Source organism: Demequina sp. NBRC 110056 (genome assembly GCF_002090155.1).
Classification (GTDB): domain Bacteria; phylum Actinomycetota; class Actinomycetes; order Actinomycetales; family Demequinaceae; genus Demequina.
In genome coordinates, this window is sequence record NZ_BBRM01000004.1 from 373,244 (window position 1) to 387,914 (window position 14,671).

At 71.4% G+C, this 14,671-nt stretch carries 14 protein-coding genes and 1 tRNA gene; 10 read left to right on the plus strand and 5 right to left on the minus strand.

The genetic code is table 11. The features are described from left to right. Positions 1-30: 30 nt before the first annotated feature. The 3 genes from B7K25_RS08085 to B7K25_RS08095 all read right to left on the minus strand — a co-directional run bounded on the left by B7K25_RS08085 (position 31) and on the right by B7K25_RS08095 (position 4,500). On the minus strand, positions 31-1,434 hold the full coding sequence (locus B7K25_RS08085; protein WP_084105208.1) for an ABC transporter substrate-binding protein: 1,404 nt from the start codon (positions 1,432-1,434) through the stop codon (positions 31-33). Positions 1,435-1,466: 32 nt separating this feature from the next. Next, positions 1,467-3,152 carry a glycoside hydrolase family 13 protein gene (locus B7K25_RS08090; RefSeq protein WP_084105210.1) on the minus strand — a complete coding sequence of 562 codons (1,686 nt, stop codon included), beginning with the start codon at positions 3,150-3,152 and terminating at the stop codon, positions 1,467-1,469. Between the two features lie 340 nt (positions 3,153-3,492). After that, positions 3,493-4,500: a LacI family DNA-binding transcriptional regulator gene (locus B7K25_RS08095; protein ID WP_084105212.1), complete on the minus strand. Its 1,008-nt coding sequence runs from the start codon at positions 4,498-4,500 to the stop codon at positions 3,493-3,495. A 116-nt stretch (positions 4,501-4,616) separates the two neighbouring features. Between B7K25_RS08095 and B7K25_RS08100 the strand changes: the two genes are divergently transcribed. Then, positions 4,617-5,600: a formylglycine-generating enzyme family protein gene (locus tag B7K25_RS08100; RefSeq protein ID WP_200807886.1), complete on the plus strand. Its 984-nt coding sequence runs from the start codon at positions 4,617-4,619 to the stop codon at positions 5,598-5,600. Between the two features lie 180 nt (positions 5,601-5,780). Here B7K25_RS08100 and B7K25_RS08105 read toward each other — a convergent pair whose 3' ends face one another. Then, positions 5,781-7,394, minus strand: coding sequence for a sulfatase-like hydrolase/transferase (locus B7K25_RS08105; protein WP_084105214.1), 1,614 nt, complete (start codon positions 7,392-7,394; stop codon positions 5,781-5,783). 226 nt (positions 7,395-7,620) lie between these two features. On the opposite strand from B7K25_RS08105, the gene B7K25_RS08110 reads away from it, so the two are divergent. Beyond that, positions 7,621-8,283 carry a TetR/AcrR family transcriptional regulator gene (locus B7K25_RS08110; RefSeq protein WP_159450163.1) on the plus strand — a complete coding sequence of 221 codons (663 nt, stop codon included), beginning with the start codon at positions 7,621-7,623 and terminating at the stop codon, positions 8,281-8,283. 13 nt (positions 8,284-8,296) lie between these two features. Here the strand turns inward: B7K25_RS08110 and upp are convergent, their stop codons facing one another. Further along, a complete protein-coding gene (gene upp / locus B7K25_RS08115) occupies positions 8,297-8,938 on the minus strand; it encodes a uracil phosphoribosyltransferase (RefSeq protein WP_084105218.1) in 642 nt (213 codons plus the stop codon). A gap of 42 nt (positions 8,939-8,980) precedes the next feature. Here upp and tadA point away from each other — a divergent pair, with 42 nt between their 5' ends. The 8 genes from tadA to B7K25_RS08155 all read left to right on the plus strand — a co-directional run. After that, a complete protein-coding gene (gene tadA, locus B7K25_RS08120; protein ID WP_371328295.1) occupies positions 8,981-9,433 on the plus strand; it encodes a tRNA adenosine(34) deaminase TadA in 453 nt (150 codons plus the stop codon). Between the two features lie 4 nt (positions 9,434-9,437). Next, the gene (locus B7K25_RS08125) at positions 9,438-10,535 is read left to right on the plus strand and encodes an FUSC family protein (RefSeq protein ID WP_084105220.1); all 1,098 of its coding nucleotides are present in this window, start codon (positions 9,438-9,440) and stop codon (positions 10,533-10,535) included. 76 nt (positions 10,536-10,611) lie between these two features. Then, positions 10,612-10,699, plus strand: a tRNA-Ser gene (locus tag B7K25_RS08130). Positions 10,700-10,833: 134 nt separating this feature from the next. Beyond that, on the plus strand, positions 10,834-11,619 hold the full coding sequence (locus tag B7K25_RS08135) for an SDR family oxidoreductase (protein WP_084105222.1): 786 nt from the start codon (positions 10,834-10,836) through the stop codon (positions 11,617-11,619). A gap of 26 nt (positions 11,620-11,645) precedes the next feature. Then, positions 11,646-12,221 (plus strand): TetR/AcrR family transcriptional regulator, encoded by a 576-nt coding sequence (locus B7K25_RS08140; RefSeq protein ID WP_084105224.1) that lies wholly within the window; start codon positions 11,646-11,648, stop codon positions 12,219-12,221. A 1-nt stretch (position 12,222) separates the two neighbouring features. After that, positions 12,223-13,215 (plus strand): NADPH:quinone oxidoreductase family protein, encoded by a 993-nt coding sequence (locus tag B7K25_RS08145; RefSeq protein ID WP_234988126.1) that lies wholly within the window; start codon positions 12,223-12,225, stop codon positions 13,213-13,215. Between the two features lie 13 nt (positions 13,216-13,228). Continuing rightward, positions 13,229-13,963: an SDR family oxidoreductase gene (locus B7K25_RS08150; RefSeq protein WP_084105226.1), complete on the plus strand. Its 735-nt coding sequence runs from the start codon at positions 13,229-13,231 to the stop codon at positions 13,961-13,963. 354 nt (positions 13,964-14,317) lie between these two features. Then, positions 14,318-14,671 (plus strand): transposase (locus B7K25_RS08155; RefSeq protein ID WP_144018927.1); only part of this gene is annotated, 354 nt, incomplete at its 3' end.

A 14,671-nucleotide genomic window follows, 5' to 3' on the forward strand; every position in this document is an offset into this window, starting at 1 on the left:
CGGCCACGCCTGACGGCGCCCGGTGAGGTGCTACTGGTCGAGCAGCGCCTGGGCGTCGACGTCCGCCTGGGTGAGGAGGGCATCGATGTCGGCGTTCTCGTCCGTGAGGACCGCCTGGACGATGGGGTCGAGCAGGGCGTAGATCTCCTGCGTCTTGCCCTTGGGCTCGCCCACCGGGGTCTGGTCCCAGATCCGGTCGGTGAACGGCGCCATCTGGTCCACCGGGACGTTGACGTAGTCAGCGATCCACACGAGCGACTCCTCGTAGAGCTCGCGGCTCAGGACCGGGAGGACGGGAGTGCCGACGGCCTGACCCGAGTCGGCAAGCACCTGGGCGTCCGACACGGCGGCGTCCTCGTTGAGGAGCTTCTGCATGTAGTACCAGTCGATCCACTTCACGGCAGCGGCCTTGGTGGCGTCGTCGACGGTCGGGCTGACGACGGCGATGTCGCCGCCACCGAGCGTGCCCGGGTCGTCACCCTCGAGCGGCATGACCGTGAGGCCGTACTGCGCGGGGTCCATGCCGAAGTCGCGGACCAGCGCCGTGTACACGTCCGATCCCGAGGTGAACATGCCGACGTTGCCCGCGGCGAACTCCTGGTTGATGGTGCCCCAGTCGAGGTCGACCTTGAAGCCGAACGCGTCGTCCTCCCAGCGCACGTCGTGCAGGAACTCGAGGGTCGCCTTGGTGCCCGGGTTGTTGATGGTCGACGTGTACGTGCCGTCGCCGTCCTCGGTCTGGGTGCGGCCGCCGCGTGCGACGGTCTGCGCGGTGAGCTGCCAGCCGCCGGTGTTGTTGATGGCCATCTGCGCGTAGCCCGCCTTGCCGGTCGCCTCGGCGATCGCATCGGCGGCCTCGCGGACCTCCTCCCACGTCGCGGGAGGGTTGTCCGGGTCGAGCCCGGCCTCCTCGAACAGGGTGCGGTTGTAGTGCAGTCCCATGGCGTAGGCCTGACGCGGGAAGCCGTAGATGTTGCCGTCGTCGTCCTGGACGCCGTCGAGGATGATCGGGTTGAACGAGTCCGCGTAGCCGAGCTCCTCGACCTCGGCGGTCACGTCCATGAGCTGGCCGTTCTCCAGCAGGGTCTTCGAGTCGGTGAAGGGCACCGTGAAGACGTCGGGCAGGCTGCCGCCCGCGAGCTGGACCGCGAACGTCGGGCCGGTCCACTCGTACTCGACGCCGATCACGTCGATGTCGGGGTTCTCCGCCTCGAACTGCGCCTCCTGCGCGGCGAACGCCTCGTAGGCCGCGGCGTCCGCGCCCGGGGGGAACGTCGCGACGCGGAGCTCGAGGGTGCCCGTCGAGCCTGAATCGGACGAGCCGGTGGTGGGGTCGTCGCCGCCCTCGGCGTCACTCGTGCACGCCGTGAGCAGCAGTGCCCCGGCGGCGAGCGTGACGCCCGCCACCATGGTCCTGCGATTGAGAGACTTCATCGTCCTTCTCCTTCTTTTCTGGTGGTGCGCCGTCAGGCGCTCTCGCCACTGGGCGGCTCGACGGCGAGCCACGCGGTGGAATCTGGGGGCAGCAGGCCGCCCGCGAGCGGGGCGCTCGCGAGGTGGACGCCGCTGTGCGGCGGCAGCGCGACGGGCGCGGTGCCGAGGTTGGTGATGCTGATGAGGCGCGCGCCGCGACGGAAGGCGATCACGTCCGCGCCGGCGTCGATCCACTCGAGGGCCTCGCCGCGGAGGTCAGCGTCGGAGCGCCGGTGCGCGAGCGCCGCGCGGTACAGGCTCAGCATGGAGGCGGGGTCGCCCTCCTGCGCCGCGACCGACAGCGACCCCCACGAGGTGGGCTGCGGCAGCCATGGGGCCGCGGCGCCGTCGGGACCGAAACCCAGCGACGGGCCGGCGGAGGTCCACGGCAGCGGCACGCGGCAGCCGTCGCGCCCGGGGTCCACCCCTCCAGAGCGGAAGTGCATCGGGTCCTCGATGAGCTCGCGGGGGATGTCGGCCTCCGGAAGGCCCAGTTCGTCGCCCTGGTAGATGTACAGGCAGCCCGGCAGTGCGGCCGTGAGCAGAGCGGCCGCCCGCGCCCGCCGCGTCCCGAGCCCGAGGTCGGTGGGCGTGCCGAAGCGCTTGCGGTCGAACGCGAAGCCGGAGTCCTCGCGGCCGTAGCGCGTGACCGGTCGGGTGATGTCGTGGTTGCTCAGCACCCAGGTCGCGGGAGCGCCCACGGGCGCGTGCTCGGCGAGGGTGCGCTCGATCGAGGTCCGCATCGCGGCCGCGTCCCACGGCTGGGTCATGAAGTCGAAGTTGAAGGCGGTGTGCATCTCGTCGGGCCGGAGGTAGCGGGCGAACCGCGCCGCATCCTCGAGCCAGACCTCGCCGACGAGGACCCGCGGCTCGGTGTAGGAGTCCGCGATCGCACGCCACGCCCGGTAGATGTCGTGGATCTCGTCGCGGTCCACGTGCGGGTGCTCGCCCGGTCCCGGCTCGGCGGGCAGCTGCGGGAAGGTCTCGTCCTTGACGGGAAGCGCGGCCGAGTCGATGCGCACGCCTGCCACGCCGCGGTCGAACCAGAAGCGCAGCACCTCCTCGTGCTCCCGGCGCACGTCCGGGTGGTTCCAGTTGAGGTCCGGCTGCTCGGGGGTGAAGAGGTGGAGGTACCACTCGCCGGGGGTGCCGTCAGGGTTCGTCGTGCGGGTCCAGGTGGTGCCCTGGAAGCTCGACACCCAGTCCGTGGGCATCTGCTCGCCGTCGACGCCGCCGCCGGGACGGAACCAGAAGCGCTCGCGCTCGGGGCTTCCGGGGCCCGCCGCCAACGCCTCCTGGAACCACGGGTGCGCGGAGCTGATGTGGTTGGGGACGATGTCGATGATCGTCCGGATGCCCAGCGCCGCCGCTTCGGTGATGAGCGCCTCGGCATCGGCCAGCTGCCCGAACATCGGGTGGATGTCGCGATAGTCCGCGACGTCGTAGCCGCCGTCGGCGAGCGGGCTCGGGTACCAGGGGTTGAACCACAGGGCGTCGACGCCGAGGCTCGCGAGGTACGGGAGCCGGTCCCGGACGCCGGCGAGGTCGCCGGTGCCGTCGCCGCTGGCATCCGCGAAGGACCGCACGTAGACCTGGTAGATCACCGCGGTGCGCCACCAGTCGTGGTCGCCCGTCACGGTCGTTGCTGGCGCCTTGACGCCCAGGACTTCGCTGTCCACGTCGCTCCTCGGTCGAAATCTGTCGATGGAGCGACTGTAACTTTGCGGCACTGTCAACGCAAGATCTTGACAAGCACTAGCAAGATTGCGATTCGATAACGGTGTTGTCGGCGGCCGTCGTGTGCACGTTCACCTCGCGGCCCGAGCGTCCTGGAAGGCACTGAGTGCCGAAAACTGCCGGATCTCGGCACTCAGTGCCTTCCGGGGCGCCGCCGATGCGCGCGAGGAGTGCACGAGGGTCAGATCCGGCCCCGTTGGTGGCGCCGGTGCGCTCCTGGGGCGCGCCGGAGTCCGGGGAACGAGCGACGCGCAGCGGTCGCCAGCGAGATCGCGGCGGCGACTACTTCGCGGCGGGGCCCGTCGAGCCGCGCAGCACCAGCTCGGGCTCGAACAGCAGCTCGTCGCCGGGCTCCATCGTGCCCGCGATCTGGCCCATGAGGACGTCGATGACCGCCCGGCCCATCGCGTCGATGGGCTGACGGACCGTGGTCAGCGGCGGCTCGGTGAAGCTCATGAGTGCGGAGTCGTCGTAGCCCACGATCGAGACGTCGGCAGGCACGCTCAGGCCGGCCCGACGTGCGGCGCGGATCGCGCCGAGCGCCAGCGGGTCCGAGGCGCAGACGATGCCCGTCGCGCCCGCCGCGATCAGGCGCGACGCCCCCGCCTGCCCTGACTCGATCGAGTACAGGCCGTGGTGCACGAGCTCCGCGTCGAGCGAAGCGCCGTGGCGCTCGAGCACCGCCCGAGCGCCCTCGAGCTTGCGCATCGACGGCTGGTGCGCGGTGGGGCCGAGCAGGAAGCCGATGCGCTCGTGGCCCAGCTGCCTCAGGTGCATCACGGCCTGCTCCGCGGCGGCCGTGTCGTCGGTGGACACGGCCGCGAAGCCCGTGCCGGGCACTGGCGCGCTCACGACGACAGTGGGCATCTTCACGCGACGCAGCCGCTCGTAGTGGTCGTGCGGCGCGGTGGCCTCGGTGTAGTTGCCGCCGAGGAAGATCACGCCGCTGACCTGCTGCGCGAGGAGCAGGTCGACATAGTCGGACTCGGAGATCCCACCGGCGTTCTGCGTGCACAGCAGGGGCGTGTAGCCGTTCTGCGTGAGCGCCCCGCCGACGATCTCCGCGAGCGCAGGGAAGATCGGGTTCTGCAGCTCCGGGAGCACCAGACCGACCAGCCGGGCGCGTTCTCCGCGCAGCTTGGTCGGGCGCTCGTAGCCCAGCACGTCGAGAGCGGTGAGGACAGCCTCGCGCGTCGCGTCGGACACCCCAGGCTTGCCGTTGAGCACGCGCGAGACCGTGGCCTCGCTGACCCCTACCTTGCGGGCGACCTCTGCCAGACGCTTGGACATAGCGTCAGACTATGCAAGAACTTGCGCGATCTTGCAAGTCTTGCGGATGCCGCGGAGCGTGCTGCGACCGCGTACCGTGGCGGTGCACACCCCACCACGGACGAGGAGCGCTGCGCATGCCCGAGCACGACGGCGACCACGCGGGACAGGCCTGCTGTGCGCCGGCGCGTCAGTCGGAGGCGCCACCCCGGAGCCTGCCGCTCAGCGACGTCCGCGCCCACCGGGCCGTGCACGACCCTGTGCACGACATCGAGCAGCGCGCCATCCCCGCGGGCGAGTTCCGCATGGGCGACGCGCACGGCGACGGCTACCCCGCTGATGGTGAGCGGCCGGTGCGCTCCGTGACCGTGGACGCCTTCAGCATCGATGCGACCTCGGTGACCAACGACGCGTTCGCCCGCTTCGTCGCGGCGACGGGCTACCGCACCGAGGCCGAGGCCTTCGGCGACAGCGCGGTCTTCTATCAAGCGGTCCAGGCAGACCGGTCCGACATCGTCAGCCAGCCGCCCGGCACCCCGTGGTGGCTCGGCGTCAGGGGCGCCGACTGGGCCCACCCCCACGGGCCGAAGTCCTCCGTCGACGGCATCGGCGACCACCCGGTGACCCACGTCAGCTGGAACGACGCGATGGCCTACTGCGCGTGGGCCGGGCGACGACTCCCGACCGAGGCGGAGTGGGAGCACGCCTCGCGCGGCGGCCTCGAGGGGACGCGCTACCCGTGGGGTGACGACCTCCTCGGGCCCGACGGCGCATGGCGCTGCAACATCTGGCAGGGCGAGTTTCCGCGCCGCAACACGGGCGACGACGGCTGGCTCACGACAGCGCCGGTGCGCTCCTTCGAGCCCAACGCGTACGGCCTGTGGCAGACCGTCGGCAACGTCTGGGAGTGGTGCGCCGACCGCTTCTCACCGGGAACCTATGCCGCCTCGGGCTCGTGCATCAATCCCACCGGCCCGGCCGACGGCGAGGCCCGCGTGATGCGCGGCGGCTCGTACCTCTGCCACGACTCGTATTGCAACCGCTATCGCAACGCGGCGCGCTCGGCGAACTCGCCCGACTCGTCGACCGGCAACTGCGGCTTCCGCACCGTCGCGGCGTAGCGTCCGCGGTCGTCGCGGCCCTGGGAGCCGCGGGCCGGATCAGGCGCCCGCTCGCGGCGGGCACAAGCCCGCGGGTTCGCCGCTGCGGCGAGCGCGCGGACCTCTGGACGAGCGACGGCCCCCGCTCCACGGAGATGCGAAGCGGAGGCCGTGCCCTCCCCCTGGAAGGCCTCGCCTGGGTCAGCTCCAGCCGCGCGGGTTGTCCGCCATCTCCTGGTTGCGGCGGTCGAGCTCGGCGGCGAGATCCGCGGCGATGTCGGGGTGGCTGTCGATCACGTCGTACGCCTCGCTCTGGTCAGCCTCGAGGTCGAACAGCCACGGCCCCTGACGCGTCGCGACCGACACGGGCAGCCCGCTGTTCGCATGCAGGAACGGCTGCTCGGCGTAGTACTTGTAGCGGCCGTCGCTCACCGCGAGCAGCTGCTCGCCCGCGTAGAAGTAGTAGTGCTCGCTGGCGACGTCGCTCGTGCCCTCCAGCAGCGCCGCCATGCTCGTACCGTCCAGCTGGCGGTCGTCCGGCGCGGGAAGGTCGAGCCACTCGAGGAGCGTGGGCAGGATGTCCGTGCCCATCGTCATGGTCGACAGCTCGCGCCCGCCCTCCAGCCCGTCGGGCCAGTGCACGAGGAACGGCACGCGCTGGCCACCCTCGCTCACCGAGCCCTTGCGCCCGCGGTGGTCGCCGGGGTCGCCGAGGTACCAGGGTCCGTTGTCGCTCGTGACCATGATGACCGTGTTGTCGAGCTGGCCGGTCGCCTCGAGCTCGTCGACGATGCGGCCGATGCCGTCGTCGAGCGTCTCGACCACGTCGCCGTAGAGGCCCGCGTCCGACCGTCCCTCGTTCTCGGCCGAGACGTACAGCGGGTCGTGCGGGAAGTTGTGCGCGAAGTACAGGAAGAAGGGGTCCTCGGTCGCGGAGGCGTCCGCGATGAAGTCGACGGCCTCCGACGTGTAGAGCTCGTCGAGCTGCGTCTGGTCGACGGGGTCCGCGAGCAGAACCTCGTCGTCGCGGTAGATCTCGAACGGGTTGATGTCGTTGGAGTAGAGCGAGCCGAGGAAGCTGTCGAAGCCGAAGTCGTTCGGCAGCGAGCCCTCCGTGTCGCCCACGTGCCACTTGCCGATCATCCGGGTCTCGTAGCCCGAGGCCTGGAGCACGTCGGGGATCGTGATCTCCGCCTGGGTCAGCCCGAAGACTCCGGACACCTTGTTCATGATGCCCATCGGCTCGCCGGTGGGGAACAGCACGTCGGGCACGTCCGCGCGCGGCGCGAGCCGGCCCGTGAGCATCGCCGCGCGCGACGGCGTGCACACCGGGGACGGCGCGTGGTAGTTCGACAGCACGATGCCCGACTCGGCCAGCGCGTCGATGTTCGGGGTGTCGATGGGACCGTCTCCGGAGAAGCCGAGGTCGCCGTACCCGAGGTCGTCGTAGTAGACCAGCAGCACGTTGGGCGCCTTGCCCGAGGCGGGCGCCACGCCGGCCTCGCTGATCTCGCGCAGGTACTCGTTCTTCGAGGCCTCGTGCTCGGGCGAGTCGTCCGGGCGGTTGGTGAGCACCTGGAACAGCACGTAGCCCAGGCCGCCGAACACGACGGCCATGGGCAGCGCGAGGACCAGGCCAGTGACGACGAGGATGCGGCGGCCGAGGCTGCGGCGCTTGGGCGCGGCGACGTCGACGGTCTCCGAGGCAGGCTGAGGGCCCGCGGCTTCCGGAGAGGTGGCGCTCGCCTCGGCGGCTCGGTCGTCGGCAGGCTCGCCCGGCGTGGGGGCGTGCGGCGGTGGGGGCTGTGGGGACATCGTCGTCGGACCTCTCGGTGGTGCGCGCCGTGGCGGCGCATCGTTCTGAGCAGCTCGCCTGAGGCGTCGCGACTCGCTCGGCGAGACGCTTAAACCTACAGACCGGTCAGATTATTGGGGAGAGTCGCAGGGATGTCAAAGTAGGGTGGCCGCAGGGACCGCACCGTGCGGTCGCGCCCTGCCCAGGAGGAGCTCATCGTGCACGTGGCGGACGGGACGCCTGGCCGTGGCTGACGGGACTGAGCCCCGCGTCGTCCGCAGGCGCCGCAGCCCCAAGGGCGAGCAGCGCCGGGACGACATCATCGCGGCCGCCGCCGAGCTCTTCGCGGAAGGCGGTCTCGACTCCGTGGGCCTCACCGACATCGCCGCCCGCGCCGGCCTCACCCGCGCGGGCCTCCTGCACCACTTCCCCTCCAAGAACGACCTGCTGCTCGCCGTGCTCGAGCGCCGCGACGGCGGCGGGTCGGCGGAGCTGCCCGCCTCAGGCGTCGATGCCCTGCTGGGCTACCTCGAGGTCCTGCGTGGGAACGAGGCCGACCCGAGCGAGATGCAGTTCTTCGCCATGATGTCGACCCAGTCCATCGCGACGAGCCACCCTGCCCACGAGCACTTCCGCGAGCGCCAGGCTCAGATGACCGCGATCATGTCCACCATGCTCGCGGACGTGTTCGACGAGGCGCGCCTGCAAGGCGACACCGAGCTGACGGACATCGCGCGCTGGCTCATCGCGCTCGCCGAGGGTCTGCGCGACCAGTGGCTGCGGTCGCCAGACAGCCTCGACCGGATGGAGTCGATCTACCGATTCCTCGAGTCGATGGCTCCGACCATGCACGACGAGGCACGCGAGCGCGTCGAGGCGTACCTGCGCGCGCAGCGCGCCCAGCGTTAGACCCGCGGAGCTCCTACAGGTCGACGATGCCGTACAGGCGGTCGCCCGCGTCGCCCAGGCCGGGCACGATGTAGCCAACCTCGTTGAGCTTCTCGTCGACCTGCGCCACGACCACGGACACATCGGCGCGCTCGCCCACCTGCTCCTGCACGTGGGCGATGCCCTCGGGCGCGGCCAGCAGGCACACGCACGTGACGTCGGTGGCGCCGCGCTCGAGCGCGTACTCGATCGCGGCGACGAGCGAGCCGCCCGTCGCGAGCATGGGGTCGATGAGGAACACCTGACGGCCGGTGAGGTCGTCAGGCAGGCGGTTCGCGTAGGTGACCGCCTCGAGGGTCTCCTCGTCGCGCTTCAGTCCCAGGAAGCCCACCTCGGCGCTCGGGATGAGGCGCGTCATGCCGTCGAGCATGCCCAGGCCCGCGCGCAGGATCGGAACGATGATCGGCGGCGGGTCCGCGATCTTGGTGCCCGTCGCGGTGGTCAGCGGCGTCTCGACCTCGCACTCGGTGACGCGCACCTCGCGCGTGGCCTCGTACGCGAGCAGGGTGACCAGCTCGTCGACGAGGAGGCGGAAGGTGGGCGAGGGGGTGTCCTTGTCCCGCAGGACGGTCACCTTGTGGCGGATGAGCGGGTGGTCCGCGACGTGCAGCTGCATGGCCCCCACGTTACCGGGCACCCTCGCCGGTAGCCTGGCGGCGTGACCACCTGGGACGACGCGATGGGCGAGGCGCTCGCCCTCGCCGCGCGCGCATCGGCCGCCGCGGACGTGCCCGTCGGCGCCGTGGTGCTCGACCCCGCCGGCGCCGTCATCGGCACCGGCTACAACCGCCGCGAGGCCACCCACGACCCGACCGCCCATGCCGAGGTGCTCGCACTCCGCGAGGCCGCATCGGCTCTGCAGGGGTGGCGCCTCGACGGCTGCACCCTGGTCGTCACCCTCGAGCCGTGCCTCATGTGCGCAGGCGCCATCCTGCAGTCGCGCATCCCCCGCCTCGTGATCGGCGCGTGGGACGCCAAGGCGGGCGCGACCGGTTCGCAGTGGGACGTGGTGCGCGACGCGCGCATCGGCTCGAAGGTCGAGGTGGTGTCCGGCGTGCGGGAGGCCGAGTGCGCCGCGCTCCTCACCGCCTTCTTCGAGGAGCGTCGCTGAGCCCATGACCGAGCAGCCCCGCCGCCGCGACGTGTGGCGCAGCGGCGCTCGCCGGGCCGTCGTCAGCCTCGGCACCGTGCTGCCGGCGTCGGAGCCGCGGTGGCCGGTCGCGCTGCAGGCCGGCATCACCATGACGCTGCCGCTTCTCGCCGGCATCGCCGCCGGGCGCACCGAGCTGGGCCTGCTCGCGTCCGTCGGCGCGTTCACCGTGCCGTACTTCTCCGCGCTGCCGCGGCTCGAGAGGCTGCGGCTGCGTCCGCTGGCCGGGCTCGTGCTGGTCGCGAGCGCGGTCCTGGGCGCGCTGCTCGGTCCGCACACCCTCGCGGGCGCCGTGGGGCTCGTCGTGGTCACCGTCGGCATCGGCGCGCTCGTCCACGGCTACCGCCTGGGCCCGCCCGGGCCGCTGTTCCCCATCCTCGTCTACGGCATGGCCGGGCATGCAGCCGATGCGGGTGAGAGCCCCGTGACGATCGTCGCCTGCGTGGCGGCCGGGTGTGCGCTCGCCGTGCTCATCAGCATCGCGCCGTTGGTGCGCCGCGTGCATTGGGAGGTGACGCCACGCCCGCTCAGCGTGCTGCTGGCGCGCCCTGCGTGGGACCGGGGCGCCAAGGAGCTGCTGGCCCGCACCGCGATCGTCGCGGTCGCGGGCACCGCGCTGTCGCTGCTGTACGTCGATCCCGAGCGCGCGTACTGGACCGTGGCCGCGGGCGTGGTGGTCGTCGGAGTCGTGCCGGGCCGAGGCCCGGCGCTGTCCCGCGGGCTGCACCGCACCGTCGGGACGATCGTGGGGGTCGGCATCTACGCGGCGATCGCCGCCGCCTCCCCGGCACCGCTTGTGCTCGCGCTGCTGCTCGGCACGCTGCAGTTCGTGACGGAGATCGCGATCGCGCGCCACTACGCGCTCGCGACCGCCGCTCTCACGCCGCTGGCGCTGATCATCGTCAGCTCCGCCGAAGGCAACTTCGGGAGCCTCGAGGTCGCGGGAGAGCGGCTGATCGACACCGCCGTCGGCGCCGCGATCGCCGTCGCCACGGCGCTGCTGCACAAGCCCGCCGCCCCCGACCCGGCGGGGCGGTTCGCCCCGCCGCACCGCGCGACCTGACCCGCGCATCGGCCCTCCGCACGGGCCGCCAGGCGCCGATTAGGACACTGGGTGACGAACAGGTATCCTCTTTCGCGGTGACGTGTCCGAGCGGCCGAAGGTGCAGCACTCGAAATGCTGTGTACGGTAACCCCGTACCGTGGGTTCAAATCCCACCGTCACCGCTCATCGATGTCGGAAGACATCGCGAACAGGGCGAATCCCCGGTCACGGGGGTTCGCCCTTCGTCGTCTCCCCCGTGCTAGGGTCATACCGACCAGACGGTTTGGCGCCACGGAGCGCCGCGCAAGGAGGCGCGATGGGGCACGCGAAGGCTCGTCCGGAGGACCGGCAGCAGGCAACGCCCGCGCACCGCTTCGACGGTACCGTGACGGTGGTCACCGGCGGCAGCCGTGGGATCGGCTTCGCGATCGCACAGCGCATCGTCGACGAGGGCGGCTCGGTGGTCATCACCGGCCGCAAGCAGGAGTCTCTCGACATTGCCGTCGCGGCGCTCGGGCCCTCCGCCTCCGGCATCGCGGGCCGTGCCGACGACGCCGACCACCGCGAAGCCGTCCTCGCTCACGTCCGCGAGCGCCACGGCCGCCTCGACCACCTCGTCAACAACGCCGGCATCAACCCCGTCTATGGGCCGCTGCTCGAACTCGACGTCGCGGCCGCCCACAAGATCGTCGACGTGAACGTGCTCGCCGCGATCGCGTGGACGCGGGACTGCGTCGCCGCGGGTCTCGCCGGCGCCGTCGTCAACGTCGCCTCGGTCGCCGGCCTGGGAGCCAGCCCGGGCATCGGCTTCTACGGGATCTCCAAGGCGGCGGTCATCAACCTCACGATGCAGCTCGCGCACGAGCTCGCGCCCGCGATCCGCGTCAACGCGGTGGCCCCCGCGGTCATCAAGACCGACTTCGCTCGCGCGCTGTATGAGGGGCACGAGGCGGAGGCCGCCGCGGCGTACCCCCTCGCCCGTCTCGGCGAGGGCCCCGACGTCGCCGGCCCCGTCGCCTTCCTGCTGTCTCCCGACGCCGCGTGGATCACCGGATGCACGCTTCCGATCGACGGAGGAGCGGGCATCCGCCCGTTCCTCTGACCCTCCGACACCACCAAGATGGGCTCATGAAGGATTCACACGTCGCAGACGACGTCACCCGCGCCGCCGTCGAGCTGTTCGCCACCCAGGGCTACGCCACCACCAGCGTCCAGCAGATCGTCGAGCGTGCCGGCGTCACCAAGGGCGCCATGTACCACTACTTCGAGTCGAAGGACGATCTGCTGTTCGGGATCTACGAGCGGCTCCTCAACCTCCAGAAGGCGCGCCTCGACGAGATCATCGCGCGCGGCGGCGACACCGAGGAGGTGCTGCGCGCCGTCTGCGAGGACGTGCTCGAGACCTCCATCGAGCACCTCGACGAGGGCACCGTGTTCTTCCGCAGCATGCACCTGCTGTCCGAGCCCCGCCGCCAGGAGGTCACCCGCCGGCGCCGCGCCTATCACGACGAGTTCGCCGCCCTCATCACCCGCGGCCAGTCCGAGGGCTCGTTCCGCACCGACATCCCGGTGGCGATGCTGGTCGCGCACTTCTTCAGCGACGTGCACTACCTGTCGCACTGGTACTCGCCCCAGGGGCCCGAGGACCGGGCGCTCGTCGCGGCCCAGCTGACCGACCTGTTCCTCTCGAGCCTCAGGAGCTGACATGACCGACACGATGCGCGCGTGGCAGGTGACCTCGCTCGGCGAACCCGAGGCCGCTCTTGAGCTGCGGGACCTCGACGCACCGGAGCCGGGCCCCGGCGAGGTCCTCATCCGCACGCGCGCCGTGTCCGCCAACTTCCCCGACGTGCTGCTGTGCCGCGGGCTCTACCAGGTGAAGCCGGAGCTGCCGTTCTCGCCGGGCATCGAGCTCGTGGGCGACGTCCTCGCGCTCGGCGACGGGGTCGCCGGACTCGAGGTCGGCGACCGGGTCATCGGCTCGAAGATCGGCGTCCTCGCCGAGCAGGCGATCCTGCCCGCGTCCGACGTGTGGGCCGCGCCCGCCTCCCTTTCCGATGCCGCGGCCTCGGGGCTGACGGTCGCGTACCAGACCGCGTGGTTCGCCCTGCATCGGCGAGCATCGCTGCAGGCCGGCGAGTGGCTGCTGGTGCACGCGGCCGCCGGCGGCGTGGGGCTCGCGGCCGTCCAGCTCGGCGTCGCGGCTGGCGCCCATGTGATCGGCGTCGTCGGCTCCGAGGCGAAGGCGGCGGTCGCTCGCGAGGCGGGCGCCGAGGTCGTCGTCGTGCGCGGCGAGCAGGACATCGCCGCGGCGGTGAAGGACGCGACCGGCGGGCGTGGCGCAGATGTCGTGTTCGACCCGGTGGGCGGCGATGCGTTCACGGCGTCGACCAAGTGCATCGCCTTCGAGGGGCGCATCGTCGTGGTCGGCTTCGCCGGCGGCGACATCCAGACGCTTCCCGCAGGCCACGTGCTCGTGAAGAACTACTCCGTGCTGGGCCTGCACTGGGGCATGTACCCGGGGATCCGTCCCGACCTCGTGGACGAGGCCCGCGCCGACCTCACCCGGCTCGCCGACGAGGGTGCGATCACGCCCGTGGTCGATCACGCTGTGCCGTTCGAGGAGGCTCCCGCCGCGCTGACCGCGCTCGCCGGGGGCGCGACCGTGGGACGCGTCGTCATCGAGGTGGCGTCATGAGCGGGCAGCGCCGGTGACGTCCCTCGACGGCGCCGTCGCGCTCGTCACGGGCGGCGCCCGCGGCATCGGCGCCGCCTACGTGCGGGCACTTCACAGGGCCGATGCACGGGTCGTCATCGCGGACCTGCTCGAGTCCGAGGGGCGCACCCTCGCAGCGGAGCTGGGCGACCGGGCGGCGTTCGTCCCGCTCGACGTCACCGACGAGGACCAGTGGACGGCGGCCGTGGCCGCCACGGTAGACGCGTTCGGCGCGCTCGACGTGCTGGTCAACAACGCCGGCATCGCCAATGCTGCTCCCATCGAGCACCTGACCACCGAGAAGTGGAACGCGGCGATCGCCGTGAACCTCACCGGCGTCTTCTACGGGTGCCGCGCGGTGGTGCCGACCATGAAGGCGCAGGGCGGCGGGTCCATCATCAACATCTCCTCCGTCGAGGGCATGCGCGGCAGCCCCGGGCTGCACGCCTACACCGCCGCGAAGTTCGGGGTGCGCGGGCTGTCGCAGTCGCTCGCCGTCGAGCTGGGGCCGGCCGGCATCCGGGTCAACTCGGTCCATCCGGGCTTCGTCCGCACGCAGATGACCGACCGGATCGACCCGGCACATCTGGACATCCCGCTGGGGCGTGCAGGTGAGCCCGAGGACGTCGCCGGCACCATCGTGTTCCTCGCGAGCGACGCGTCCCGGTTCACGAGCGGCGCCGAGTTCGTGGTCGACGGCGGCATGATCGCGGGCATCCCGCACAAATAGGGAAGGCCCCTCCCGCGTGTGCCCCACGAGCGCGGCGCACCTCCCCCTCGCGATGAATTCGGGCCCTGCAAGTGTGGGTGGTGGCTGGCCTGGGGCTGGCTGACGGGGCGACGCTGGTGTTTGCCCCTGGGTATGACTCGTTTGGGTCTGGACCGGCGACTGTGGTCACCGTGTCTTCAAAGTGGCTTGTCTGCCTGGGGGTGAACACCGGCGTCGACCCGCCCACCACGATGGCTTGATAGAAGCATGCCCAACCCGTGCAGGTTGTGGCTCATTGCAGGACTGCCTCGTAGTGACTCACCCGGGCCGACGCCGGCCAGACAGCGACGTCACTGAGAAAGGGAGATCACTGCCATGTCTATCGTCGCAAACACTTACGCCCATGTCATCGGGATCGATACCCACGCCCGCACGCACACGCTTGCGGCGATCGAACCCACCACCGGTGCGGTGACCGATGTCGCCACGTTCCCCACCACCGTCAAAGGGTTGGCGCGGGCACTGACATGGATCACCAGGCGCACCACCACCACGACCGCGACGCTGGTCGTGATCGAAGGCGTCGGCTCGTATGGAGCTGGGCTGGCCCGCATGGCCGGTGACGGCGGCTTCCATGTCGTCGAACCTCACCCCACCCCGAAAGGGTTGCGTGCTGGCCGCGGCAAGTCCGACCCCATCGATGCCGAGCTGATCGCCCGCTCCGTGCTT

Excerpts from the sequence above, each read along its gene's own strand:
- B7K25_RS08085 (WP_084105208.1), bottom strand. The coding sequence starts at position 1,434 with ATGAAGTCTCTCAATCGCAGGACCATGGTGGCGGGCGTCACGCTCGCC.
- B7K25_RS08095 (WP_084105212.1), bottom strand. The coding sequence starts at position 4,500 with ATGTCCAAGCGTCTGGCAGAGGTCGCCCGCAAGGTAGGGGTCAGCGAG.
- B7K25_RS08100 (WP_200807886.1), top strand. The coding sequence starts at position 4,617 with ATGCCCGAGCACGACGGCGACCACGCGGGACAGGCCTGCTGTGCGCCG.
- B7K25_RS08105 (WP_084105214.1), bottom strand. The coding sequence starts at position 7,394 with ATGTCCCCACAGCCCCCACCGCCGCACGCCCCCACGCCGGGCGAGCCT.
- upp (WP_084105218.1), bottom strand. The coding sequence starts at position 8,938 with ATGCAGCTGCACGTCGCGGACCACCCGCTCATCCGCCACAAGGTGACC.
- B7K25_RS08125 (WP_084105220.1), top strand. The coding sequence starts at position 9,438 with ATGACCGAGCAGCCCCGCCGCCGCGACGTGTGGCGCAGCGGCGCTCGC.
- B7K25_RS08135 (WP_084105222.1), top strand. The coding sequence starts at position 10,834 with ATGGGGCACGCGAAGGCTCGTCCGGAGGACCGGCAGCAGGCAACGCCC.
- B7K25_RS08140 (WP_084105224.1), top strand. The coding sequence starts at position 11,646 with ATGAAGGATTCACACGTCGCAGACGACGTCACCCGCGCCGCCGTCGAG.
- B7K25_RS08145 (WP_234988126.1), top strand. The coding sequence starts at position 12,223 with ATGACCGACACGATGCGCGCGTGGCAGGTGACCTCGCTCGGCGAACCC.